General features: G+C 43.2%; 12 protein-coding genes. 9 read left to right on the forward strand and 3 right to left on the reverse strand.

What is annotated here, in order from left to right:
• Positions 1-1,001: 1,001 nt before the first annotated feature.
• Positions 1,002-2,522, reverse strand: coding sequence for a hypothetical protein (locus H6571_13390; GenBank protein MCB9324726.1), 1,521 nt, complete (start codon positions 2,520-2,522; stop codon positions 1,002-1,004).
• A 1,365-nt stretch (positions 2,523-3,887) separates the two neighbouring features.
• Between H6571_13390 and recJ the strand changes: the two genes are divergently transcribed.
• The 3 genes from recJ (at position 3,888) to H6571_13405 (ending at position 7,651) form a co-directional block, all read left to right on the forward strand.
• A complete protein-coding gene (gene recJ / locus H6571_13395; protein MCB9324727.1) occupies positions 3,888-5,585 on the forward strand; it encodes a single-stranded-DNA-specific exonuclease RecJ in 1,698 nt (565 codons plus the stop codon).
• A gap of 103 nt (positions 5,586-5,688) precedes the next feature.
• Complete coding sequence (locus H6571_13400; GenBank protein ID MCB9324728.1) at positions 5,689-6,327, forward strand: chloramphenicol acetyltransferase; 639 nt, start codon at positions 5,689-5,691, stop codon at positions 6,325-6,327.
• Between the two features lie 298 nt (positions 6,328-6,625).
• Entirely contained in the window at positions 6,626-7,651 is a 1,026-nt protein-coding gene (locus tag H6571_13405) for a hypothetical protein (protein MCB9324729.1), read from the forward strand.
• Between the two features lie 13 nt (positions 7,652-7,664).
• On the opposite strand, the gene H6571_13410 is transcribed toward H6571_13405, so the two are convergent.
• The gene (locus H6571_13410) at positions 7,665-9,182 is read right to left on the reverse strand and encodes a glycosyltransferase family 39 protein (protein ID MCB9324730.1); all 1,518 of its coding nucleotides are present in this window, start codon (positions 9,180-9,182) and stop codon (positions 7,665-7,667) included.
• 277 nt (positions 9,183-9,459) lie between these two features.
• On the opposite strand from H6571_13410, the gene H6571_13415 reads away from it, so the two are divergent.
• A complete protein-coding gene (locus H6571_13415; protein MCB9324731.1) occupies positions 9,460-10,914 on the forward strand; it encodes a phosphotransferase in 1,455 nt (484 codons plus the stop codon).
• 230 nt (positions 10,915-11,144) lie between these two features.
• Here H6571_13415 and H6571_13420 read toward each other — a convergent pair whose 3' ends face one another.
• Complete coding sequence (locus tag H6571_13420) at positions 11,145-11,405, reverse strand: twin-arginine translocase TatA/TatE family subunit (GenBank protein ID MCB9324732.1); 261 nt, start codon at positions 11,403-11,405, stop codon at positions 11,145-11,147.
• 306 nt (positions 11,406-11,711) lie between these two features.
• Between H6571_13420 and moaC the strand changes: the two genes are divergently transcribed.
• From moaC to H6571_13445, 5 genes are all read left to right on the forward strand, one after another.
• Positions 11,712-12,197, forward strand: a complete 486-nt coding sequence (gene moaC / locus H6571_13425; GenBank protein ID MCB9324733.1) for a cyclic pyranopterin monophosphate synthase MoaC — start codon at positions 11,712-11,714, stop codon at positions 12,195-12,197.
• Between the two features lie 152 nt (positions 12,198-12,349).
• Entirely contained in the window at positions 12,350-13,510 is a 1,161-nt protein-coding gene (locus tag H6571_13430) for an NTP transferase domain-containing protein (GenBank protein ID MCB9324734.1), read from the forward strand.
• 485 nt (positions 13,511-13,995) lie between these two features.
• A complete protein-coding gene (locus H6571_13435; GenBank protein MCB9324735.1) occupies positions 13,996-15,144 on the forward strand; it encodes a transglycosylase SLT domain-containing protein in 1,149 nt (382 codons plus the stop codon).
• Between the two features lie 153 nt (positions 15,145-15,297).
• Positions 15,298-15,942, forward strand: a complete 645-nt coding sequence (locus tag H6571_13440) for a carboxypeptidase-like regulatory domain-containing protein (protein MCB9324736.1) — start codon at positions 15,298-15,300, stop codon at positions 15,940-15,942.
• A gap of 418 nt (positions 15,943-16,360) precedes the next feature.
• Complete coding sequence (locus H6571_13445) at positions 16,361-25,639, forward strand: T9SS type A sorting domain-containing protein (protein ID MCB9324737.1); 9,279 nt, start codon at positions 16,361-16,363, stop codon at positions 25,637-25,639.
• Positions 25,640-25,768: the final 129 nt, after the last annotated feature.

The following is a 25,768-nucleotide window of genomic DNA, read 5'->3' on the forward strand; positions in this document are numbered from 1 at the left end:
TTGCATCATCACTTGAAAGAAAGTGATTTTTTATTTTAAACTGTGGGGTGATAAAACAGGTAGCATACTCCTGCCTCCACAGCTACTCAATTTGAAAGCAAATTGAGCAATTTTCAACTTACAAGATTCAATCTTCAATTTTGAAAAACTGCAGCGAAATATCTTTTGTCAGTTGTTTTTTGAAAATTGATTCTTGTGTACCACACTGTGGGGTGATGAAACAGGCAGCCATACCCTCTTGTCTCGGGGGTGAGGATTACGGGATAAACGAAGCATAAGGTGTTGATTGCAACATTGGGATTGACCACCAGACATTGTGCTTTGGCTAACCGCCTCGTGCAGGTTCGACTCCTGCCTCCACAGCTACTCAATTTGAAAGCAAATTGAGCAATTTTCAAATCGCAAGATTCAATCTTCAATTTTGAAAAACTGTAGCAAAATATCTTTTGTCAGTTGTTTTTTGAAAATTGATTCTTGTGTACCACACTGTGGGGTGATGAAACAGGCAGCCATACCCTCTTGTCTCGGGGGTGAGGATTACGGGATAAACGAAGCATAAGGTGTTGATTGCAACATTGGGATTGACCACCAGACATTGTGCTTTGGCTAACCGCCTCGTGCAGGTTCGACTCCTGCCTCCACAGCTACTCAATTTGAAAGCAAATTGAGCAATTTTCAAATCGCAAGATTCAATCTTCAATTTTGAAAAACTGTAGCAAAATATCTTTTGTCAGTTGTTTTTTGAAAATTGATTCTTGTGTACCACACTGTGGGGTGATGAAACAGGCAGCCATACCCTCTTGTCTCGGGGGTGAGGATTACGGGATAAACGAAGCATAAGGTGTTGATTGCAACATTGGGATTGACCACCAGACATTGTGCTTTGGCTAACCGCCTCGTGCAGGTTCGACTCCTGCCTCCACAGCTACTCAATTTGAAAGCAAATTGAGCAATTTTCAACTTACAAGATTCAATCTTCAACAGCCAAAAGTTCGTTAAGCCTATCTCACTTTATTACCCAGCGACTCCATCACATACTCCCACAATTCTTCGTAGGGGATGATCTCCAGCTCTGCCGTTTGTTTGGCCACATCCAGAGGGATCGATTCCAGTTTCTTAAGGTAGGGTGCCGCCTTGCGCTTAACCGCTTCTTTGTGAAAACGGCCGGCGGGCAATTGCATGAGCATTTTGATAAAACAGTTTCCTCTGAAAGTATCATCTTTCCTAAGGTAGCGACTGGTGTACATCCTGAGCGGCTCTATGCGCTCAAAAATGTCTTCGTAGCGCTCCTGCTCCAAAAGAAATAAGATTTGCAGGACCAGGATGGTAATATTGGTGCCTCGTTTATCTTTTGAATGCCGCGGCACTTCATTCAGAAATTTATTGATCCTGAATTTATGTTTATCATCTTCCTGCGTTGGTTCAATTTTTCCTTTAAGGATCAAGAAATGGACAAAGGCTTCGTTTATTTTCCAGCGTTCAGTTATTTGCTGATATTGAGCACTAAAATTAGGCTGATTGGTGACTTTTAAATAAACATCATAAGCTTTTTTATAATCATGAATCTTCAAAGACACTAAAAAATACTGCTCTAAGGCCACATACCAATTAAAATCCCCTTCAGAAACCAATCCCAAACAGTTCAAAATACTTTCCTGTGCTTTGTCATATTGATGTAATTGGGAGTGACAAAAAATCATCTTGGAGTAGAAGCTGAACAATACACTTTTAACCCCAAAATATTTTTTGCTTAAAAAATATTCCAGGGCGCTTTCACAGAATTTAAGCGTACTTCCATAATCATTTTCAATCTCACATCTCAGAATATTCACGAGGTAGTACATAAACCTGAATCTATAGGAATCCACTATTACTGATAAGGCATCAAGGTCTTTACAAAAAGCCCTTGCTTTATCAATCAACTCCGGTTTATTTGCTTTTGAAAAAACATAGTTTACCATAAGTTCGGAATAATACTCATCGGCCTTAAGCTCCGCAGTATATATCTCCAAATATTTTTTTGCGTACCCACTAAACAATTCCGCCTTCTCTTTTTCTCCCGTAATAGTGCTGTAATAAAGCCTAAGTTCTTTCGACAAAAGCAAAACAACTTCCGTAAAATCAAAATATATAGCTTTTTTAAACGTTTTTTTTGCAATCATCACCCCCAAATGACGCTGACCATAGGAGTATAATAATTTAACAATTAACAAATTTCTATAACAAACCTGGTTAGCCTTTTGATATTCCGTAAATTGAGGTTTATCTACATCAATAAAAAATAAGGTATTTAATAATCTTTCCTGTAACTTACGTTTTAATTTACTGAAATATTTTTCGCTATAAGCCCCGTCAGGAAAAAACAATTGAGCGCCCTCTTCATCGCTTTCGACTTTTCCTGCAAGAATCTCATCGTATAATTGCTGAACCCTCGTTGCTGACTCACCCTCTGAGCCAATGATATTTATGTTACTGACCTTAACCCCGGACAGTAATTGCACCAGTAATTTTAAATCCCTCATACACCAAGATTCAATTATTTACGAATTTAAAATTGCAACTTATTGAAAAACAACATAAAACAAAAATTTTTCGATGGGAAAATTAAAAACTAAGCTGCTCTTTCAAAACGTAATTGTTCACTTTGGGCCCGAACTTCTGCCATAACTTTGATTATCAATTAAAATTTAATAATTAAATTAATATCAAAGTTATGGCAGCATTTATCGAATTATTAATTACACTAGGAATCATCGCCTCTGCAAAAGAGGCTACTAAGGAGGTTGTTGATCAACAAAAAGACATCATGGGAATCGACATTATTTTTTAATTCGCTTTTGAATTTAATCTTTTTGTATTTTTCAGAACATAAAACTCTAGGCCTAAAGAATAAAGTGAATCCCCAATAAAACAAAAAACAAACACCCTATATGACAAAACATATAGAGGGGGTATTATGTACACATTCAATATACGTGTATCAAAACACTCGAAAACAGACAGCCTAAACTGTCTTAATACATAATGGTATTAAGTATAATGCTGGGATTTAGATTTGTTCACCAGTGAACAATCTAGATTTGAGTGTATGTTTAAATTCCGTCACAAAAATAAGGTTTATTCTTGTGACAATCAATCTGTTGACCCAATTTATACAAATTTACACCAATCAAATAGCTGATTATCAATTATTTGAAACTTAATATTATTATATAAACCCAAAAACACCCCTGATTCAAAAACATTAAACTGTTACAACTTCCCATATAAAACGGCAATATATTTGTATCGTAGTTTTAAACATACTAAAAGATTTATTGAAATCTCGATAGTCATCAGGCTTTTGGACCCCCTTTCAGTCTGATGCATTCTTTTTTAAGCCAATAGTATTTTATATACGGAAAGGGTTTAAAAGAATTCGGATTCAATTTAAGTTTTTAGTTTCTCAAATTGAGTAAACAACAAGGGAACTACTGCCCGCACTACATTTTTTTGGGTGGGCAGGTAAGATTTAAAAGTCTTATGCACGATCCCCCCTTTTTTTTCGTCCCCTTTCGAATTGTGTAGGTTCCCTTGTTTTGTTTTAAAATGTTTGCCATAGTACAAAGAATAAAAAAAGTTAAACACCTTAAACCCATTCCCTAATAATTTCAAAAAATCCTCCCAGAAACGACACGCTTTGCGTGTTTTGACCGTAAAATGGCGGCCTTTTAAAGGTTCGCCATTTTTATTTTAAATCCCCTTCCTCTCTTTTTTTCTGCTATGGTGAACTTATTTTCAAATTTTGGGGTTAAAAAACCAATACTCAATCGAATTGAGGATTGTAAAGTAACCGTTGAAAATCCCTGATTCCCGTTGCTTAATTATAACCAAAAAACTTAATTAAAATGATCCCCAAACAATGGAAGCTCATCGAAACAGACGAACAATTAGTGCACAAGCTGCAAAAAGAACTGCCCATTCATCCCGCTTTTTGCCGTTTATTAGTGCAGCAGGGCATAAATTCTGTCGCGGAAGCCCGGCAATTTTTCTATCCCACTCTCGACAATCTCCACGATCCTTTCCTCATGAAAGATATGGACAAAGCCGTACAAAGATTGCACAAAGCGATCGGGGAGAATCAAAACATCTTATTATACGGTGATTACGATGTTGACGGCACCACTTCCGTGGCCTTAATGCACCGTTTTCTCGAAAAACTGGGTGCCCATCCGGATTACTATATTCCTGACCGATATAAAGAAGGGTACGGCATTTCCTTCGAAAGCCTCGATTATGCAAAAGCCAACCGCATCGACCTCTTCATTGCCATGGACTGTGGTATTCGGGCCGAAAAACAAGCAATCGCTGCCCAACACTTCGGCATTGACCTGATCATCTGTGATCATCACCAGCCAGGCGAACAGCTCCCAAGCGCTCATGCAGTCCTCGACCCCAAACGAACAGATTGCAATTACCCGTTCAAAGAACTCAGTGGCTGCGGGGTCGCTTTCAAACTTACCCAGGCTTATTCCATAAGATATGAACTGCCGTCCCATTATTGGGAATCTCAACTGGATCTCCTGGCTATCAGTATCGCAGCTGACATTGTCCCCATGACGGGGGAAAACCGCATACTCGCCTGCCACGGCCTTGAAAAATTGAATCACACCCAAAGACCAGGCCTGAAGGCCCTTATTGATCACTCCAAAAGAGAACGCCCCCTGAACATCAGCGATGTGGTCTTCGGGCTGGCTCCGGTCATCAATGCAGCAGGCCGTATGGCAGATGCCGCTACGGCCGTCAAACTCATGCTCACTCAATCGCCAGACATCGCGGCGGAACACATCAAAGCCCTGGATTACCGCAATGAACTGCGCCGAAGTTTTGAACAGAGGATTGCAGAAGAAGCCATCGAAGCATTTACCGCATCTGACGGCTGGGAATCGAGAAAAAGCATTGTTCTTTACCAGGAGCACTGGCACAAAGGCGTGATCGGAATAGTCGCTTCGCGAATGGTGGAAAAATTTTACCGCCCCGCCATCATCCTGACCAAATCCGATCACAAAGTCGTCGGCTCTGCCCGTTCCGTCCGGGGCTTTGACATACTGGAAGCCATTTCCCAATGCAGCGATCTGCTGCTCAATTTTGGCGGACACCAATACGCCGCAGGGCTCACCCTGCTCCCTGAAAACGTAAATGCCTTTTGCGATCGCTTTGAAGGGGTCGTACAGGTTTCCTTACCTGAAGCCTTGCAAATTCCTGTGGTGGATATCAATGCCGAATTAAACTTTGAAGAGATTACCCCAAAATTCAGACGCATCCTGGCCCGCTTTGCCCCCTTCGGCCCCGGCAACAGGAACCCTGTTTTCCACACCCAAAACGTTTATGACACCGGTTTTTCAGAAGTGCTGAAAGACGAACACCTCAGCCTGACGGTTCGACAGGAGCATTCCGAACCATTTAAGGGCATCGCTTTCGGATTTGCTCATTTAGCGGAGGGAATTTATTCGAGAAAACCTTTTGAACTTTGTTACAACCTGAGAGAAAGTCAATGGCAGGGGCAACCCCGGCTTCAACTGATGGTGAAGGACATTAAGTTCTGAGAGGCGGATTGGCGGATTAGCGGATTAGCGAATTTTGGAAAAAATACTCTATTTTTGGAAGCCGAAGGAATTGATTTTTTAACAACCCATCACGTTGCTGCACATGAAGGAAATAAATTTTACGGATTCACATCGTAAAAAGCATTTTGAATTTTTTAAAAAATTCAGCCAGCCCCATTTTAATGTTTGCGGCAATGTGGAGATCACTAGCCTGGTGGATTATATCAGGGCCAAGGAACTTTCTTTCACCCCGGTAATGGTTTACCTCATCAGCAAAACAGCTAATGACATCAGGGAATTTCGCTGGCGCCTGAGAGGCGAAAAAATCGTGGAGCATGAATTGGTTCACCCGTCTTTTGCCGTCACCCCGAAAGGGTCGGATGTCTTTAGTTTTTGTCCGGTAGATTTTGAGTATGATTTTGCAGCCTTCTACCAGGCGGCAACGGCTGCCATGGACCATTTTCAAAATAACCCGACCGTTGAGGATGTAGAAGGGCGTGATGATTATCTTTTTCTATCCATTATTCCCTGGATATCATTCACCGGTTTCACACATGCAATGCATTACGCCAATCCTGACAGCGTGCCCCGAATAGTTTGGGGTAAATATTTTAAAGCCGGTGAAAAGGTAATGATGCCACTTTCTGTTCAGGCTCACCATGCGCTGGTGGATGGAAGGCACGTGGGGCTGTATTTTAAAAAATTTGAAGAAGAGGTGGTTCGGTTTATGCTCAAAACCTAAAAAAAACAACACCGGATGCGATCCATTAAAACAATCACGCACCCGGTGCTAAAACATCTACTGTAAATCGTCTTTTCGACCTAATTCCCATTTGATTAAAAAGTGTCACACAAAAAGCTTACTACAAAAGTGCGGGGCAATCGTTTCCATAGGGCTACATTTCTAAAAAAAAATTATACATATCGGGTAAAATCTATCGTGTTATTAGCGAAGTTTCCTGATTTAGAGACAAATAAGCGTGTCCTGCCTTCATGGACATGCGCATGAAGGAAACCTGCTTCCAATAAAACGATCAACCATGGAAAAAGAAAGTCAAAAAATACAGCAGCAACTCTTCTCTTTTTTGGAAAACCTCTCTCCCCAAAAAAAACCGATAGTCAATGAACTGATGACTATTCTGAACCTCAGTAAAAGCGGCGCTTATAAAAAACTGAATGGGGAAAGCAATCTTTCGCTGGATGATACCATCAAACTTTCACGCCATTACGGCTTCTCCATCGACCAGTTTATTGCCGAAAGACACAATGCCATTCCCTTTTATGTGGATGCCATTAGGAGACAACCTTCCAGTTATGATGAATACCTGAGAAATATCAATACCCATTTTGAATTTATCCGGGGGTGTAAAAAGGTTCAGGTTTCCTATATTACCAACGAGGTTCCCGTTTTTCATTACCTCCAGTTTCCTTTACTTTTTTATTTTAAGCTCTTCGTCTGGAACCATACCAGTTGGCAGATGCCACAGCGTCCTCACCGGTTCTCCCTGTCAGAATTCACCAATGACAGCCTTTTGAATTCATTGATGAAGAGCATGTTGAAAGAGTATTTTGGCTATGATGGGATGGAGATGTGGAACATCCGTTTTTTGGACATCACCCTCGACCAGATCAAGTATTACGCCCATTCCGGCATATTTGAACACAAGGAAGATATTTTACGTATTTTTAAAGAAGTGGAAAAAATGAGCCGCCACTTAAAGAAAATGGCAGAGGTTGGGTATAAATTTAATCTGGAAAAACCGGAGGAAAAATTGGGTCACCTGACCGTACACATGAACGAGCTCGTCGCTTCCACCAATATTATTTATGTCAATGCCGACAACTTTAATTACGTCTTCACCACTTTTGATCCGCCCAATTTCATCCGAAGTGCGGATGATCGTTTCTGTAACTATACCGAAAACTGGATTAATATGACCAAAAAACATTCCCTCCTGATCAGCGGCGCCGGAGAACGGGAACGGGAACGCACTTTCCGCCTCATCACCAAAAAGATCGAGCGGGCTAAACAGGAACTGGAAGGGATTTTGAGTTATATTTACTAGGAACTAAAAATATTCATTGCTTACTTTCCAAAAGTTGTTCGTCAATTTTGACCACCTTTGCGTTGTGTCTTAAATACTCGGGCAAATGGTTGTCGTCGATCACAAACACCTTCTCTCCACTGAAAAGCAGCCTGTTGACTTCTTCTTTTGAAGGTATTTTTTCATAAGCCAGATGACGGGTAAAAAACATGCATTCGATGTATCGGGGTGTATTGAAAATAATGCTGCTTTCCTTGTCAACCTGATCTTCCAGTTTCATCAGTGCTGATTGGAGTTTATACCCTTCCTCCTGCTCCTGAAAGGGTTTCACCCGCTCCAGTCCGAACCTGAAAGCCAATAACAAAATGACAGCCATCCCTCCATGGTAAAACCATTTAACCCAAAAATTCCTGTCCTGTTTCGCCAAATACTGCAATTCAAAAATAAACCAGGCCAGTATCAGGAAAAAGGCTGGTCCGGTAAACAAAACATACCCCTGCATTTTAGTGGCAGCTAATGAAAAGACAAGGTAAGGAATGACGATCCAGGCCAGCAAAGTGTAATTTGCAGCATTCCATCCTTTTTTTAATGTCTTCCAAAGAAACCATGGCAAGGCAACATAGATCATCTCATTCCAGATACGCCCCATATTCGCCAGATGATACCACCAGGGTTTTCCGTGGGTTTCAACAGAATGGGTGAGATGTTTAAGATTATAACCGTTTTCCCACCAATATTCCAAAGGAAAATTCCGAGCGGCATAAACCTGCCAGGGAAGAGCTACGACCACCATGGCAACTGTAATGATCAGGACTGCTTTCATTAAAGGTAAAATGCCATTCTCCCTATTAAAATTCAGGATAATAAAAACAGGTATCACAATTAGCCCCGGCAACCATTTACACAAAAGCGCCATCCCGGTAAACACCCCCACCAAAAGAAGATACCTGATCAATGGCTTTTCCCTATATAACACCGCCAGCAGTATGGCCAATTCGATAAAGAAGAAAAAGAAAATATCAACATGGTCCGTAGCCACTCTTCCAGAACCTATTTCAATGACCATCCCGTTTATCGCATGAAAAAATGCCGCCAGCAACCCGATTCTTTGATCGAATAACTTGCTCCCGATTAAAAAGGTAAACCAGATCAACAAAGTTGACATCACCAAAGCAGGCAACCTCAGGGCCAACGGACTTAAGCCAAATATCTTCATGGAACCGCCCATTACCCAAAAAGGCAGAGGTTGCTTGTGGAGCCAGATATGATTGTTGCCCCAATGTTGGTAATCATAATCAAGAGGAACCCGTGAATATAATTTCGGAGCAAATGGATCTTCCATTACATTTTTGGCGACCAGGGCATGAAATCTTTCATCCCATTGATGCAATTGTGGATCCAATGCACAATCAAGTCGCCATAAAAAACCAGCCGCTATAATCCATACCAGTGCAAATCGAAAATTATCTTTTTTATAGCAATAATACGCCGCCCCAAATGCTACAATGCCCGCAATAAATATCAAGGCTGTCATAAAAATGTGTTGTTCCATTTCATTTTCTGTTGAAGAATCGGCTAATTTAGCGCAATAATTGTATTGCCGGAAAAAGACCTGCATCAAAATTCTCTACTGTACACTGTTTGTGTCACGCTGATTTTCGCTGATTTTCGCTGATCATTTTCGGTTATTTTACCTTATTTCCAGCGTTTATTCCGACCAGTGTTACGGAATGTCATTGTATTCCATCGGCGTTTTCTGTGAGAACCAACCATGTATTTTCAGAGCTTTACCCAAAAGTGTACGGAAGTGAACATAAAAATAAAAATTCATGGCATCCCTTAAAATTGAAAGACATCTTAGTGATTTATTTGAAACATGGGCTGGAGAGGCTCCTGACCTGGTGCTTCCATTGGCGCCCTCAGCCTCAGCACGGATTTATTATCGTCTGCAAAGCAAAAATCATACAGCGGTAGGAGCTCATAATGCAGACAAAAAAGAAAACGAAGCCTTTCTTGGTTTTTCGAAACATTTTAAATCGAAGGATCTGCCCGTTCCCAAAATTTATGCCGAAGACCTTGAAAACAATGTTTACCTCCAGGAAGATCTGGGATTTACCACCTTATACAGCTACCTCCTGCAAAAAGGCGATTATTTCCCCGATTACCTGATTAATATCTATAAAAAGGTGGTCAGACAGCTGGCGCATTTTCAGACCAGGGGAGGAGAAGGGCTGGATTATTCCCTCTGTTATCCGAGAGAAGCTTTTGACAAACAGTCCATGCTTTGGGATTTTAATACCTTCAAATATTATTTTCTCAAACTGGCAGAAATCCCTTTCGATGAACAATGCCTTGAAAATGATATTCAAAAATTTTCAGAATATCTGCTGGAAACGGAAACGGACCATTTTATGATCCGGGATTTTCAGACCCGCAACATTATGATCAAAGGAGGAGAGCCTTTTTTTATTGATTACCAGGGCGGGCGCAGGGGAGCGCTACAATACGATCTCGCCTCCCTGCTCTTTCAGGCCAAGGCCAATATCCCTTCGGAGATCAGAACGGAATTGCTGAATCACTATATGGACACCTTAGAGGAGTTGACTCCCCTGAACCGCGAAGATTTTGCGACCCATTATTACGCCTACGTCATCATAAGAAGTATCCAGGTGCTGGGCACTTATGGCTTCAGGGGCCTCTACGAAAGAAAAGAACACTTCATTTCAAGTATTCCCTTCGCCATTCGCAATATCAAATGGGTGTTGGAAAATAAAGGATTACCGATCGAATTGCCCGAACTGGAAAAAGCCCTTTACGGAGTGATCCATTGCCGGCGGTTTGAGCCTTTCGATAAAATAAAAGGAATGTCCAGCTTGCTCACCGTTGAAGTGAACAGCTTTTCCTTTAAAAACAGTGGCATTCCCAAAGACAACAGCGGAAACGGCGGCGGATTCATTTTCGACTGCCGGGCCATCCATAACCCGGGCAGGTACGAACCTTATAAAAAACTAACCGGAAGAGACGAACCCGTGATCAATTTCCTGCAGCATCACAGCAACATGAATGACTTCATGAACAATGTCTGCCGGATCGTGGATGATGCGGTTGAAAACTATATCGACAGGAGTTTTACCAATTTAATGGTCAATTTTGGTTGCACCGGAGGACAGCATCGTTCGGTTTACGCAGCCGATACCATGGCCAGGCACCTAAAAGAAAAGTACGGGGTAAAAATCGAATTGACCCACATAGAGCAGGAAAAGAAAGGTTGGAAAAATGACTAAGGACATATTTGGGGCGACTCCTCATTTAGCAGTAAATAGGTCAATTTATTTTCATCAAATGACTGAGGGCAAGCAGTATCTTCAAGGATGGAGTATCCCTGGTTTGTTCAAATTGTTTCAGGAGTTGAACAATTTATTCAAGGCCGTACTAAACGATAACAATAATAGGCAGCCTCAACAAATTAAACTCCTGGAACAATTTGAACTTTTAAAACCCTTTGGGCCTAAGCTTAAGCTTCTTTTTTTTCTTTCAGCCTAAGTTCTTCTCTTTCCTTTTCTCTTCTCTCTTCGAGTTCTTTTCGATCCGCATCACGCATGCCTTCCTTTAGTTCGCTTTCAATAGCAGACCGGGCATTATTAAACTCTTTAATACCTTTTCCGAGACCACGCATCAATTCAGGAATTTTCTTTCCCCCGAACAACAGCAAAATGGCGAAAAAGACGACAAGCATTTCAGGTCCTAAGAAGTTGAACAACAATAAACTTTTCATATTGAAATTTTTTATTCAGTGACAAAGTTACGTCTTTTTATATATTGACCGAGAAATATTTTGGCTTTCCCCCTAATATTACATTTCATTAACAATTTTGTATCAGGACACCTCGAATTCATCTCGTTGGAACAACGGCATCAAGATCCGGCAGCCAAAGCATGGTCCAAAAGCTGAATATTTTTTCTCCTGTACCTTTCCTGAGAATGTAATTCTTCCAAAAAGTTTAACCTTAGGGTGAAATTTGTTGTACAAACTGAACCGTAAGACTACTTTTGTAGTTCACCAATAGAAAGCATCAATACCATGGGATCAGAAAAAGAATTCACCCATCTTGATACAAGTGGCAACCCGAATATGGTTGACGTGGGAGAGAAAACAGTCACCCAAAGAATCGCCCGAGCCCGCAGTATCGTCGTGCTTGGAGATGAAATCATGGATCACCTGGAAAACGATGAGATCGTGACCAAAAAAGGCCCCGTTTTCCAAACCGCCATCATCGCCGGGATCATGGCTTCTAAAAAAACATCGGAACTCATCCCACTCTGCCATCCGCTGAGTCTTGACAAATGCCATGTAGAGATCACGGTCAATAAAAACAGGGAGGTGGTGATAGACTGTACCGCATCCATCCACTCTAAAACCGGGGTCGAGATGGAAGCCCTCACCGGAGCAACCGTCGCCGCGCTTACCATATATGATATGTGCAAGGCTTTTTCCCACGACATAACCATCAAGGAAACACGCCTGATGGCCAAAAGCGGCGGCAAAAGGGATTTTGAGAGATCGTAAACAGCGCCGGTTTTCAGTTGCAAATGTCCCAAAGTTGTAAAGTGATGGCAAACGGGTCAGAAATGAAGTTTCATGATTTGAACCTTTAAATGAGGGAAGAATCTACTTTTGCAATAAACCAGATATCGAGTAACAAGTAACAAGTAATGAGCATGCAACATCAAAAACATACAAAACTCTCCCGCCCCAACCACGGCACCTTTGCACGCAACGAATGGGCCATTATTGGTACGCCCTGCAGCAATATTAAAAGCCTGGCTTTTGAACTCACACAAAGGCTGTCTGCCAAATACAAAGTAGCCTATGTAGATGCCGACCATAAGGGCGCAGAGGAAGAAAATATTATCGGGAGAGATAAAAACAGTGTCCTGGCCTTTGGGGGCAAAATGGAATATACCGACAAAATTACCTTTCATAGGGTAGATTTTGAGGGAACAATGGATAGTTTTTTATACCGGCAATGGTTCAACGACCAGGACCTGGTATTGGTAAACGGGAACCATTTCACTGCAAAAAATCAGATCGTTGTCATCGATCCTAAAAAAGAAGCCTCCCTGCAAAAGAAACTGGACCGGCTGGAAAATGTATCCCTACTCCTTCTCACCGAGGGACAAAATGAAATTTATCCCTTTTTAAGAGACCACCTAAAAGACCGCCAGGTACCGGTGCTGTCTATTGCCGATACAGATGCCATTGCCGATTTTATCCACCAACAGATGGAATTGGCCCTCCCAAAAGTTTACGGACTAGTCCTGGCCGGGGGAAAAAGTACGCGTATGGGGCAGGACAAAGGGCTGATCGATTACCATGGCAAACCCCAAAGAGAATTTGCCGCTGATTTACTCAAACCATACTGTGAGCAGGTATTCATCTCCTGCAGAGAAGATCAATTGCATGAAATCGATAGTGCTTACGAATTGTTGCCGGACACTTTTACCGGCCTTGGACCCTACGGAGCCATTCTTTCGGCTTTCCGCGCCTATCCCGACCACGCCTGGTTGGTAATCGCTTGTGATTTACCATTACTGAACCAGGAAACGATAGCATTTCTGCTCAAAAACCGGAACGAGTCCAAAACCGCTTCTGCGTTTATTAGCCCGGTAAATCAATTTCCCGAACCGCTTATTGCCATTTGGGAGCCCAAAGCCTATCCCGTTCTCTTTCAGTTTCTGGCCCAGGGATATTCATGCCCAAGGAAAGTACTCATCAATTCGGACGTTAAATTATTGAATGTTCCGGACGAAAAAACGTTAATAAATGTCAATGAAAAAGCTGATTTGGAAAAAATTTCCACTCATCTGTCCAGGACGTAATCCGGTTGTTAAGTTTATTTTGTTGCGAAAATTTAAAATATTAACATTTTTTTAACACTTTTTTTAGGCTTAGAATGCTTTTAGGCTCAAACCAAATATAATTCCGTTCATTTCTTGTTATCTGGTGATTAAATCCCTGATATACATTCCTTCCCATAAGGTCTAAGCCATTTTCAATCATCTAAATATTGCAAAAAACGCTCTTTCCAACGATTATTTGGAAAAGAGGGTAACATCTTTTAAAAACCATTGATTATTCTATGAGAAGCGAATACCTTTGCGCCTGCTTTTAACGGGGAAGTAACTTTTCAAAAATTTATACGTTTAAAGTATAGACATGAAAAGGACCCCTAATTAGTGTGTTGGTTATGGTATTCATTTAAACTACACTAATTAATTAAATTCATTATCCGGACAGTCGTTTAAAGAACCTCCTCCTTTTTTAAATGATATTGGCCTGATGATGAAAAACTAAATCTGAAAGAATGAAACTCCTATGGACATTAGTAATCACGCTATTGGTATTTCCTTTAGCGATGAAAGCTAGTACAATCAAACTAAATCCGCGCGAATCGGAACCTTCAGCTTATGCTGAAAGCTGGGACGCCCACACTGACGAGCTGATCAAACAAAGGCTCGGACAGTTGTCACTACCTTTTACTGTTAGATACAATGATAAGGTAAAAACTTACATCAAACGCTATGTTGAATTAGGTTTTAAAGAATCTGAATCAATGTTAGGCCGTTCAAGTCTCTATTTTCCAATTTTTGAGCATTATCTTAACCTTTACGGTTTGCCAATGGAGCTTAAATACCTCCCAATGGTAGAGTCTACATTGCTTCCTGGAGTTGAATCTAATGCCGGAGCCGCAGGGTTATGGCAGATGATACCTGCTTCGGCAAGATATTTCGGACTCACTATTGATGGCAATATCGATGAAAGGCTTGATCCAAACAAATCAACAGAGGCCGCAGTAAAAATGCTTTCTATGTTGTATGATCAGTTTGGTAACTGGCCCTTAGTCATGGCGGCTTACAACTGTGGCCCGGGTACCGTTAAAAAAGCCATCCGTTATGCCAAATGCGATGACTATTGGGAAATAAGCAAGTACCTGCCTAAAGAAACACAGCGTTACGTTCCTGCTTTTATCGCAGCAGCTTATTTGGTGAATTATTATGACGAACATGATATGGCACCCAAATACCCTGCCTATGATTTACAGGATACCCGTACATTTGTTACTTACACAAGTCTGAGATTTTCTGACATCAACAAAGCAACCAATGTAAGCTGGGATATTTTGAAAAAACTTAACCCGGGATACCTCGGAAATATTATCCCTGCCGGCAAAAATGGCCACTTTATCATATTGCCATCCTATGCTGCAGAATCTTTCCGTACTTTTATTTCCGGAAAAGTTAACGCTTCAGAGGATGCAGGATCATTTCCAATAGGTTCTTTGAGAACGTCCTACACTACCGTTGCAGGAGACAATATCGAGACACTGGCATTGCTCTTCGGATGCACTGTTGAAGATATTATGGCATGGAACCATTTGAGAAGCAAGAACCTCGCGGTGAATCAATCTCTTATTCTTTACCTTAAAAGAAATACGACTATTGTAAAACCTTAACAATTATTAAGGGGTCCAATGTCTGACAAAAAAAAACGGGAATCTTCAGTGTTTACTGATGTTCCCGTTTTTTTTATCTTTGCTATCAAACCAAATACAGGTTTTATTCGTCTTAATATAGTCTGTTGGCTTAATAACAAATATTGATAACAAATGAAAAATAAATTTTTGGTCCTGATCATAGCATTGACCCTTGCCGGAGGAGCTTTATTCGGCCAGGAAAATAGTACTCTGGTACAATTCTCGGGAATGGTCCTTGACGGGACTACCAATCAAATGTTCCCAGTGCCGTACACCAATATCCTGGTCAAAGAAAAAGGCAGGGGAACCTATTCTGACTTCGACGGATTTTTCTCTATTGTAGTGGAAGAAGGGGACATTATCGTTTTTTCGGCCCTGGGATATAAAACCGTAGAATTCCAGATCCCAGAAAATCTTAAAGATGACCGCTATTCACTTGTTCAACTAATGACCAAAGATGCCGTCAACCTGCCGGAAACCGTGGTATTTCCCTGGCCAAGTAAAGAACATTTCAAACTCGAATTCCTGGCGATGGATGTCACCAGCGAACTCCAGGCAAAAGCTTCGGAAAACATAGCCAACGAAACCCTTGAAAGGATGCGTAATGCTGTCGTTTCGGACGGGGTGGAAAATACCGGTTTTTACCTCCGGCAACAAGCGAGAAAAACTTACTATGTCGGCCAGACACCACCTATGAATATTTTCAACCCGGTGGCCTGGAAAGACTTTTTTGATGCCTGGAAAAGAGGTGATTTCAAAAAGAAGAAAACCAATTAATAAAGTTGTTTTTACAGATAGTTTGTTCTGATAGTTGAACCCCAATGACGTATTTTGCCATTGGGGTTCAACCGTTTTATGGGCATTCACTACCACTTAACCTCCCTATTTGTCTTATAATAAATAAAATTCGAAATTATATCTGATAATTTATGTATCTTTACACACGTTTGTTTTTTACCCTTTAAGTAGTTCCCCTTCGTACTAAACCCCCTTAATATCTACCCTTTCCTTTTGGGAGCAATCCAGGAAGGAATTTCCCTTATTTTGAAACAAATTTATCAGTCACCGTATGGAGGCTGGCCTAAATTTTTATTGAATTATTGTTAACTCGATAATAGGTATCCAATGGATGCCGTGATCGCGGTGCTCACCCCACTGTGTTCATCCCTATTTTGAACGTATTATAAGAAACACAATGAACAAATCATTTACACTCAATTTGACGGTCATTCTATTGCTTGGAATGAACGTGGCCAATTTATCAGCCCAAATGGTCTGGCCGGGCGATATTAATAATAGCGGCCGGGTCACCGGAATGGATTTATTGTATATCGGAACCCAATATTGGTCTTCCGGTCCACAAAGACCCAATGCTAATACAGATTGGACGGCCCAACCCATGGGGCAAAGCTGGAATACGAATTTACCGGCAACCTCTATTGACGCCGCTTATGCGGATGCCGACGGGGATGGCTACATTTCGGATACGGATATTACCGGGGGCATTGATGCCAACTTCGGAAAGACCCATGGCACCGTTACTCCTGACGTATTTCCACCGGTGGGCTTGGAAGGCATACATCCGCCTATTTCACTTTCTTCACCGGTCACAGAAGCTGCCCTGGGAGCTCATCTGGAATTTGACTTAACGCTGGGGTCTCAGGCATTTCCGCTCAATCATTTTTTTGGCATTAGCTTCAAGCTGCAATTTGACCCCCAGCTCGTCAATTCCGATATTACTTTTGAAAAAAATCCTGACTGGTGGCTGGCCTCTTCTCCGGGGAAAACCCGTCAACTGGTGAAAACAGATTACGAAAACGGTATTATTGAAATTACCATCGTCAGAATCGTCCCGAACGAAACGATTGGTTTTGGAAATATCGGGACCATTTCCCTAAACCTGTCTGATAACGATAATCTCGTATTACCCTTATCCCTTAATCTCGCAATAACAGATATCGTTGTCATTGACAGCGATATGCAAAAATCATCGCTTTTCCCCACAGGGGTTTCGCTGAATATTGGAGCTCCTCCAACTAACTTCAATTGTCCTGACATCATTGCTCCGGTGTGCGGAGACAATGGCGTAACTTATTTAAACAGTTGTTTTGCGGAAGCGGCGGGTGTTCTCAACTACACCGAGGGCGTCTGTTTTGGAAGCTGTATCAATCCGGAACTTATTGATCCTGACGCGGATTGTGGAGATGAATACAATCCTGTCTGCGGATGTAATGGTGTAACTTATATAAACGAATGTGTAGCCCTGGCTCACGGAATAACCACTTTTTCAAGTGGTTCGTGCAATAGCGATTGTTACGACCCCTATTATATTGTGACGAGTGCAGGCACATACGTTAATGAAGAAACAGGTGTAATTTCACTTGATTGTCCGGCGGGTAATGATCCGGTGTGCGGATGCAACGGCATCACCTACGCCAATGCTTGTATCGCGGAAGCCAGCGGCATTACCTTTTATACACAGGGTGTATGCAACGAAAATTGCGTGGATCCCGGAAGTATGAATCCTAATGCCAGTTGCCCTACCGTTTATGCTCCGGTGTGCGGATGCAATGAGGTGACGTACTCAAATGCGTGTTATGCTGAAGCGGCGGGAGTCACCAACTACACCCCCGGTGTTTGCGGAGTAAGTTCTCCCTGGTGCGAAGAGGCCATTCCCATCCAGTGCGGTGATTTCCTGGCTTATGAAACAACGATAGGAGCGGGGAATCAGATTACCAGCTACCCAGGCTGCAGTAATTACACCTTCCAGGGGCCGGATAAGGTTTACGTTTTGAATAAAACAACAGCAGGCGACCTGCAAATCGGGCTGGAAATTACTACGCCCGGAATGGACCTTGATCTCTTCCTTTTAGCAGACAATTGTAGTCAACTAACTTGTATACGTTCGAGCACCTCCAGCAACTCAGTGACCAATAACGAAGGGATTCTCTACGAAGATGCCCCGCTGGGAACCTATTATATTGTGGTGGATGGTCAATACGCTACCTCAAAAGGGGATTATCATATTGAAGTAAACTGTGGGTACCTTTATTGCGGAGACGCGCAACCTTTGGTGTGTGGAGTTCCTTTCCAGGGGAATAACATGAACGGTAATGACGACGTATCATTATATGGATGCGATGGAAATGTTTTTAATGTTGAAAATAACGGACCGGAAATGGTTCATTATTTTACGACTACTGAAGCCGGTCAGGTTACTATTACCATGACCAATTTATCAGCCAACCTTGAACTTTTCCTTTTGCGTTCCTGTGACCGTGGCGATTGTATGGATTACAGCCAGAATTCAGGCACCACAAATGAATCAATAACCGCCTGGCTTCAGCCTGGCACTTACTACGTGGTGGTTGACGGTTATAACGGTGGGGTGGGGAATTATACCCTTAACGTAGATTGTACCTCCAATTGTGACCTTGCCCTGGTAGATCTTACTTCAACCCCCACATCCTGTGGCCAAAATGATGGAAGCATACACATCGTTTCCAGCGGAGGCACCCCTGGGTTTATCATTCATTATTCTGGGCCATTATCGGGAAGCTTTTATACTAATAGCAATAACTGCACCCTCTATCATCTGCCAGCGGGAATTTATACGGTTACCAAAACGGATGCTTCCGGTTGTTCGGCAACACAAACCGTTACCGTTTATTCCTCAGGCAACCTTAGTGTGACGCTTACCCCTACCAGTACCTCATGTATGGATATGGGGTCTCTTTGGGTAACCATAAATAATGGCGTCGGCCCTTACAATGTGTTAATTTCCGGACCACAAAATTCTAATTTAACATCTAATAATTCCAGTTTCGAAATCCAGAACCTGCCCACCGGTCACTACACTATTTACGTGACCGATCACAATGGTTGTTCTGTATCTAAACCATTTGAAATAGACCAGAATAGCGGGAATTTTTATTACATAGCGACCCCACATCCCGGAGCATGTGGTGAATTAGGATACATCCACGTCGAAACTTACAATGGTATTGCTCCCTACAATATTCTTATTGCAGGACCGATGTCAGGATATACCACAACAAATTATTCATCATTCAACATCATCAATCTTCCGGCGGGAACCTATACCCTTACCATAGAAGACGGAAACTGGTGCAACGATCAACAAGTGGTCGTCATTGGCGAATCCAACCTGGATATTACCGCAGTCGCTATCAACGGAGCCTGTGGTCAGCAAGGTAGCATTTATGTAAATATGTCCTATGGAACAGGTCCATATACTGTCAGTTGGACCGGCCCCGTCAATGGAAGTACCGTCACCAATAACGATTCTTATACCATTCAAAACCTGCCTACCGGAAATTACCAGGTGATCGTTGAAGATGATAACTGGTGTTCTGATTATGCCGTCGTACAGGTAAATAATTCAGGAGGGCAACTCTCCTTTGATGTCATTCCACTGGATGGAACCTGCAGCGCACTGGGCGCTTTATGGGTGGACATCAATAACGGCACCCCTCCCTATATTGTAACATGGTCGGGGCCTTCTTCCGGAACCAATACCATTTACGGAGACGGATTTGACATTCCAAACCTCACAGGAGGTTGTTATACGGTTCAGATTACAGACGCCAGTGGTTGTACAAATACCGAAATGGCATGTATTGTTCTTGCAGGCAACCTGGACGTAGACCTTACCGCCATTAGCGGTACCTGTGGACAAAATGGATCCATAAATGTGCTCATTAATGGTGGTTCTCCTAATTTCCAAATCAACTGGACCGGACCGGTTAATGGTTCCGTAAGTGTTAATTCCAATACTTATACGATCACCAACCTGCCTTCGGGGACTTATTCCGTTTACGTTACAGATGCCAGCGGTTGTACTGATTATGCCGTCGTCCAGTTAAATAATACTACGGGGGGACAACTTACTTTAAATGCTACGCCAATCAACGGAACTTGTAATCAGTTAGGAGGAATCTGGCTGGACATCCTGGGAGGATCAGCACCTTATTCCGTCAGTTGGACGGGACCAGTTTCTGGATCAACCACCATCAATAATAATGGCATGGCCATCAACAACCTGCCTGCCGGAACCTATTGGTTGTATGTAACCGATGCCAACGGATGTTCGGGAAGCACAAACGTCCAGGTGGTTCAAACCAACAATATTGCCATATCATTGTCTTCCACCCCTGCAGGTTGTGGAAGTTACGGAAGCATCTTTGTTAATATTACAAACGGCACCGGGCCTTATTCCATCACATGGAATGGGCCTTCCTCAGGTTCTACCAACACCAACCTGTCCACTTATAACATTTCCAACCTGCCGGCAGGTGCTTATTCTATATGGGTCACAGATGCCAACGGTTGCTCGGTGGACAATAACATATCCATTCTCTACACCAACAATCTGGACATCGTCGCAAATCCTGAAAACGGTAATTGCGGCCAAAACGGAGCTATCTGGGTGAGCATTAATGGAGGAACTCCTGCTTATACAATTCAATGGTCAGGACCGGTTTCAGGATCAGCGACCAGTAACAATGGATACAATATCGCTAACCTGCCAACAGGAATTTACACTATCACAGTAACGGATGCGAATGGATGTTCGGATTCCCAAAACGTTTACCTCAACAACGGGGGCGGTACTATCGATGTAACCGCCATCCCAACAAATGGGGAATGTGGGATCAACGGAAGCATTCATGTGGGCATCAGTGGTGGCTCACCGGTGTTCACCATCACCTGGTCGGGCCCGGTTTCTGGAACAGCGAATACCTCTAACAATTTCTATAACATCAATGGTCTGCCTTCCGGAACTTATTATATAACAGTGATCGATGCCAACGGCTGCTTTGATACCTATACGGTTACCATTAACAATGGTTCGAACAACCTCGATATTCATACTACCCTCGTCGTCAACAACTGCGGACAATATAACTGGGTATGGATCGATATTACCGGAGGATGGCCCACTTACACCATCACCTGGACCGGACCACAAAATGGTTCCGGAACCACAGAAACGAACGGTTTTGAGATCATGGACCTGCCTCCTGGCATTTATACGATTACCGTAACCGACATTCACGGGTGTTCCGATACGGTAACGGTGACCATTTACAACGCACCTGTGGAATTATTGACCCTTACGGGGATCAACGGCGAATGTGGAGGACTTGGCACCATCGTTGCGCATGTGATCGACGGGGTTCCCAATTACCAAATTTCCTGGACAGGACCGGTTTCAGGATCAATAACTACAACGTCCACGACACACACCATAAGCAATCTGCCTTCAGGTACCTATACTTTTACCCTCCTGGATGGCAACTGGTGTACCGATGTGGAGGTCATCACAATAACTAATTCTCCGGGAGATCTGGACATCAACACCACGCTGGTTCCCAATGATTGTGGCCAATACAATTGGGTATGGATCGATATTACCGGAGGATGGCCCACTTACACCATCACCTGGACCGGACCACAAAACGGTTCCGGAACGACCCAGGGCAGCGGTTTTGAGATCATTGATCTTCCTCCGGGTGTTTATACGATTACAGTAACCGATATCCACGGCTGTTCAACCTATGAAGTGGTTACCATTTACAATGCTCCGGTGGAACTGCTGACGCTGACCGGAGTCAACGGGGAGTGCGGCACCTATGGGTCTATCATTGCTACGGTAATCGGTGGAGCCCCCAATTACCAGATCAGCTGGACGGGGCCAGTTTCGGGATCCGTTACCACCAGCAATTCAACCTACATCATCCAGAATTTACCTTCCGGAACCTATACCGTAACACTTCTGGACGGCAATTGGTGCACCGATGTAGAAGTCATCACAATTACCAATACTCCGAACGACCTAGACATTGCCACCACCCTTGTTGTAAATGATTGCGGTCAATACAACTGGGTTTGGATCGATATTAATGGCGGATGGCCAACCTACACCATCACCTGGACAGGACCGCAAAACGGTTCCGGAACCACAGAAACCAGCGGTTTTGAAATTATGGATTTGCCACCAGGGGTTTATACGATTACCGTAACCGACATCCACGGATGTTCAGTTACCGTCACGGTAACCATTTATAATGCTCCTGTTGAATTGTTAACCTTAACGGCCAATAATGGAGATTGTAATGCTTACGGTTCCATTACGGCCAACGTGATTGGTGGATTACCCGTTTATGAAATCAGCTGGACGGGGCCGGTTTCCGGGTCTGTATCAACAAATGATGTGACTTATGTGATCGACAATCTGCCTTCCGGAACTTATACTGTTTCATTACTCGATGGGAACTGGTGCACAGACGTAGAAGTCATTACCATCAACAACGCCGGTGGAAACCTGACAGTAGTTGCCGTTGCGGTAAATGGCACCTGTGAACAAAATGGTTCCATATGGCTGGATATCTATAACGGAACAGCACCCTACACCATTACCTGGTCAGGACCTGTCTCGGGATCGGTAACGACGGTTGCATCGGGTTACAATATTCCTAACCTGCCACAAGGCACTTACACGGTAACGGTAATCGATGCCAATGGATGTTCCGATACAACAGTAGTGTATGTATCGGTCAGTGAAAATGACCTGAGCGTAATTGCCGTTCCTTTTGACGGCGACTGTGAACAGGCGGGATACATCCACATAGGCATTACCGGAGGAGAGGCCAATTATATTGTCAACTGGTCAGGGCCTGTCTCAGGCAGCAACGTCATACAAGATCCTGGTTATAATATAACGGATCTTCCGGCAGGCACTTACACGATAACCATAACAGATTCGAATGGTTGTTCAGCTGTTGTAATGGCTACGATAAATTCTCTCAATACGGGCCTCAACGTTTCTGCCATGGCATCCAATGGCTACTGTAATGGTCTGGGCAATATCTGGATGGATTTTTACAATGGATCGGCACCGTTTACGATCACCTGGACCGGACCGGTTTCAGGATCCACTGTAACCAATTATTTTTATTACGATATTGTCAACCTGCCTTCGGGCACCTATATCGTGACGGTTACAGATACCAACGGTTGTGCTTATACGGAGACTTTTACCATTGTAAATGTCATAGATGACCTTACTGCTTCGCTTTCTGCGATCCAGGGAGGTTGCGGTGTTCCCGGATCAATACAGGTGAATGTTACGGGCGGAACCCCTGGATACACCATCACCTGGGTGAGCAGCAACGCATCCGGAAGTTTTACCACAAATAACAATACCTATTATATTCAAAACCTGCCTTCGGGCATTTATACGGTTTCTATTGAAGACGCCAATGGTTGTGGGGAGATCACCAGCATTCAACTGCTCAACTATCCGAACAACCTCCAGGTGTACACTACTCCTGTCCACCCAACCTGTACCCAACAAGGGGCTATTGGATTGATTTTCAATGGCGGCAGCCCGGATTACAATATCAGTTGGACGGGTCCGGTTTCTGGGTCTGCTACAGTGAGTTCAGGTAATTATGCTATTGGCAACCTGCCCGGTGGGGATTACACCATCAATATCAATGATGCCAATGGTTGTTATGCTATCGTAAATGTGAGTCTGGATTCAACTCCGGAAACGCCAATCGTCGACTTTAACTTCCAAATTTCCGGTTTGACGGCTACTTTCACGAATCTCTCTGCTGCAGGAAGTTACCTTTGGACTTTTGGCGATGGAACATCTTCAACGCAAACCGCTCCGACGCATCAATATTTATCAAGCGGCAGTTACCAGGTATGTCTTACTGTAACCAACTCCTGTGGCTCCGCAACGTATTGTGAAACGATAGGGGTTGCCAGTGGATTCGATGCGGTTATTTTAGATATAGGGCAAGGTTTTGGCGGGCCTGGCACAACCATCCAGGTACCTGTGACCATCCAGAACTGCAACCTGCTTGTATCCCTGGCGGGTACGATACAGGTAGATGTAAACGCCGTAGCTTCCGTAACAGGAATCAGCCACGGACTGATCGCTCCGCAATACAATGCCATCAACCATACCTTTAATTTCTACGACAACACAGGGGAAGGCATTCCTTTGACCGATGGGGATATTCTTTTCTATTTCAATATCGAATTGACCGGAAGTGCCGGTAGCCAAAGTGGCCTGCATTTAATCAACAATCCACTCTCTATCGAAGTGGGGGGTATTGTGAATGATCTGCCAACCGTATTGCCACACATCACCGTTCCGGGAAGTGTTCAAATTATGGATACCGGCATCGTTGAAGGTCTTGTTTCCACCTACTGGGGTGCAGGAATCAAAGACGTAGAACTGCTGATCAGTGCAGCCAATATATCGGATACGGAAATGACTAATGATAATGGCGTCTATTCGATAGGTAATTTACCGGTTGGACAGCTGTATAACATTCGTCCGGAAAAGGATAACCTGCCCGCCAACGGTTTGTCAACTTATGCTCTTTTCATCGGACAGCGATTTATTTTGGGAATGGATCCACCACAGATCACCTCTCCTTACCAGGTTATTGCCGGGGATGCGAATTGCAACGGTTCATTCACTACCCTGGATCTTTTTATCATCCAGCAACTGATCATCGGGGCAACTCAATCTTTCGAGGAATGTCCTTCCTGGGTATTTGTCGGGGAAGGAAATGCCATGCCTGAAGATTTCAATGCTCAGAATGTATTTCCTTACCTTTCAGAAACCTCCATGATGGTGATGCATGATACGATCGCCAATTTCATCGGGGTGAAAGTAGGGGATATTCTGGGGCATGCCAACCCGAACAATTTGCAGGATGATCCGGATGTGCGCAATGATAACGAGCTTTTATTCACTACCGATAACCATCAGTTAACTGCCGGGGAATTCATCGATATTCCTGTAAGCAGCAGTAACTTTGAGGATATCGTCAGCTTCCAGATGGGGCTGGCCATTGAAGCAGGGAAACTTGGGTTCGTGGAATTCCTCCCGGGCGACAATCCAAACTTCTCGGCCACTGCCGCTGCATTTAGCGAAAACGAATTAAGAATTAGCTGGTTCAACAACCAGGGGACTTCCTCCACCGTGTCACCGGAGGAGGTACTGTTCACGATCCGGCTTCAGGCTTTACAAAACATTGATGATCTGAATGGATTGGTTGCCGTCAGTAACCATGCCATAACTTCCGTGGCTCATACAGTAGCCGGGGAGGCTTGGGATGTTTCTTTCCAGTTTAACGGAGTGACAGCAACCAGCGATCCGACAATCGATTCGTTCAAACTTTTCCAAAATGAACCGAATCCTTTCAGCGATAAAACGACGATCCGTTTCACCCTTCCGGCTTCGATGGAGGCAGAATTGATTATCCACGATAGTTATGGCCGTACGCTCCGTCAATTCAACGGACAGTTTACCAGGGGAGAAAACAGTGTGCACCTTTCAGATCTGAACCTGGAAAGTGGTGTATATTTCTACAGTCTTAGGGCGGGAAATTACGCGGATACCCGGAGCATGGTTATTTTGAAATAATTAAGGCTAATAACCGAGGTCGGAATTTTTCCGGCTTCGGTTATTATTAGTCTTTTCTAAATCCAAACAGCCACAATACAATAAAATAGAATAGTGTGTTCATGAGAAGAACAAGGAATGGTCCTCCAG

Source organism: Lewinellaceae bacterium (assembly GCA_020636105.1).
Lineage (GTDB): Bacteria > Bacteroidota > Bacteroidia > Chitinophagales > Saprospiraceae > BCD1.

Coding starts and splice junctions, on each gene's coding strand:
- H6571_13390 (MCB9324726.1), bottom strand. CDS start 2,522: ATGAGGGATTTAAAATTACTGGTGCAATTACTGTCCGGGGTTAAGGTC.
- recJ (MCB9324727.1), top strand. CDS start 3,888: ATGATCCCCAAACAATGGAAGCTCATCGAAACAGACGAACAATTAGTG.
- H6571_13400 (MCB9324728.1), top strand. CDS start 5,689: ATGAAGGAAATAAATTTTACGGATTCACATCGTAAAAAGCATTTTGAA.
- H6571_13405 (MCB9324729.1), top strand. CDS start 6,626: ATGGAAAAAGAAAGTCAAAAAATACAGCAGCAACTCTTCTCTTTTTTG.
- H6571_13410 (MCB9324730.1), bottom strand. CDS start 9,182: ATGGAACAACACATTTTTATGACAGCCTTGATATTTATTGCGGGCATT.
- H6571_13415 (MCB9324731.1), top strand. CDS start 9,460: ATGGCATCCCTTAAAATTGAAAGACATCTTAGTGATTTATTTGAAACA.
- H6571_13420 (MCB9324732.1), bottom strand. CDS start 11,405: ATGAAAAGTTTATTGTTGTTCAACTTCTTAGGACCTGAAATGCTTGTC.
- moaC (MCB9324733.1), top strand. CDS start 11,712: ATGGGATCAGAAAAAGAATTCACCCATCTTGATACAAGTGGCAACCCG.
- H6571_13430 (MCB9324734.1), top strand. CDS start 12,350: ATGCAACATCAAAAACATACAAAACTCTCCCGCCCCAACCACGGCACC.
- H6571_13435 (MCB9324735.1), top strand. CDS start 13,996: ATGAAACTCCTATGGACATTAGTAATCACGCTATTGGTATTTCCTTTA.
- H6571_13440 (MCB9324736.1), top strand. CDS start 15,298: ATGAAAAATAAATTTTTGGTCCTGATCATAGCATTGACCCTTGCCGGA.
- H6571_13445 (MCB9324737.1), top strand. CDS start 16,361: ATGAACAAATCATTTACACTCAATTTGACGGTCATTCTATTGCTTGGA.